Source organism: Streptomyces sp. NPDC047072 (genome assembly GCF_040643855.1).
GTDB lineage: Bacteria > Actinomycetota > Actinomycetes > Streptomycetales > Streptomycetaceae > Streptomyces.
In genome coordinates, this window is sequence record NZ_JBEYVC010000360.1 from 1 (window position 1) to 1,903 (window position 1,903).

Genomic DNA, 1,903 nt, shown 5'->3' on the forward strand with positions numbered 1-1,903 from the left:
GGGGAGAAGTAGCCGTTCGCCGGGTTGGTGATCTTGCCGTACAGCTCCAGGAACCGGGCGTCGTACTCCTTCGCCGCGTCGATCTGGTCCTCAGTACGGCGCGTGCCGCCGAGTCGGCCAAGGCGGTGCCGCCGCGCGGTGAGCAGCAGGTCCCGGGGTCCCGCGGCCCGCCACGTGCTCGCCCGGTCCCGGAAGGCGCCGACGCAGGCCCGGGGCAGGGGCCGGCGTTCTTGGCGGGCATCACAACCTCGGCGCTGTCTGCTCCCTGTCTCGAGCGGGCGCCGGCCGCCGCGGGCGACGATGGCCCGGCGTACCTCATCTCCCGCGCCGCATTCTCAGCTTTCCAAGCCTTGGGGTGCCTTGAACTGCAGCCCCGACCAACCATGACTGGGTGGACCTGGTGAGCGAAGCACGGCGCGGCGGTCAGGTGACATCACACTTGTCCCGACCCAACAACCGCATGCTGGGGTCGAGTTGTGCCACAATAGTGTCTGCGCTCAGGGCGTTCCCCACACACGTGGGGGTGTTCCGCTGCTGGTCTGCTAGAAGGCAACTTCTGCATTGAGCAAGCGTGCTCTGGGCCTTCCCTACGTATGTGAGGGTTCGCGAAGTCCCGTTCCAGACTCTGGATACGGGACTTTTGCGTTGCGGCGAGGGCACCATCGTCGAGCCCCGCACCCGCACCCGCACCCGCACCCGCGTCGCCGAGCGGGCGGTGGCCGGCGACAGGGGCCGCCGGGCACGACGGGGCTGGTGGAGTGAGCTCACCTGGAGGACAGGGAATCGAACCCCGCGTGCCCGCTCAGCGAGTCGCGCCGCGTCCATAGCGGTCCGTCCAGGTGGGCCGGGCCCGGCCGGCCCGCACGCGGCTGCGTCTGTCACGCGGTCCGGCCGGGTGTTTGGGAGTGAGGGCGGCTACGATGCCGGCCGCGTGGCGCTGTACAGCTCACGCTTCAGTTCAACCCTCACCGACCACCACCCGCACGTTCGACATTCGACACTTCCGGCCGCGCACGAAGTGCCGGCCGAGCCTGCCGTTGATCAGATCGACGACCGAACCGCAGTCTGCGGACGGGCAGCGGACAGCCATCACGCGGCCCTCATCGTCGATGAGGGGCGCCTCGGAAGCAAAGGCCATCGCGGTCTGCTCGCCCGTCAGGCGCACAGAGAAGTTCACCGCGCCAGCGGTCTCCACGTCATCGATACATGACCGGCACAGAGGGCGCCTGCGGGCTCTGGCCGTGGCCTCTGGCGACGGGGGCACACGGTGACCGTCCGGGTGGATGCCGGGAGGCAAGCCGGTCTCGGGGTCGATCAGGAGGCTCTGGGCGGAGTGTCGCTCCAACTCGTGAAAAACGGTCGGGCTGCCGCAGCAGGGACATCTCATCAGGTAATACAACGGATCCGCTCTCTCTACTTCTTAATCCGGTTGGGGCGACGGCGGGCGTGCGGGGGCTGGCCCCAGGCCGAGGTTCCGGGGGAGCGGGACCGTGGGCCCCTACTCGGCCACGACCTGCATCGAATAGGTCCCCCGTCCATCGACGGGCCAGAGACCATCGGACTCGATCGAGAGCTGCACGTGGAAAAGGGGGCAGTGGACATCCGCCGGATAGACGTCGTCGGGGACCTCGGACGGCACCGTGATCAGAAGGAGTTCGCCGCATACGGCGCAGTTCGTTGAAGCGTGTCGCAGTTCGCCCGCAGTCCACCAGGGTCGCCGGCGCTTCCAGGAGTGCCCACAGCCTGTCGTGAAGCGTGTGCCGATCGGGGTTCTCCGCATGGGTCCGGCTCCTGGGGTTGGTGGGTGGTGGGTAGTTTAACTGGGGCGGTTGCCTCCTAAAGGGTAACGGAGGCGCCCAAAGGTTCCCTCAGCCTGGTTGGCAATCAGGTGTTGAGTGTAAGT

The 1,903-nt window shown here is 67.8% G+C and carries 1 protein-coding gene and 1 rRNA gene; one reads left to right on the forward strand and one right to left on the reverse strand.

Annotation, left to right across the window (positions count from 1 at the left end):
- Positions 1-958: 958 nt before the first annotated feature.
- Positions 959-1,177, reverse strand: coding sequence for a hypothetical protein (locus ABZ896_RS52645; RefSeq protein WP_360946629.1), 219 nt, complete (start codon positions 1,175-1,177; stop codon positions 959-961).
- A 556-nt stretch (positions 1,178-1,733) separates the two neighbouring features.
- Between ABZ896_RS52645 and ABZ896_RS52650 the strand changes: the two genes are divergently transcribed.
- Positions 1,734-1,903, forward strand: a 23S ribosomal RNA gene (locus ABZ896_RS52650); the annotation flags it as partial.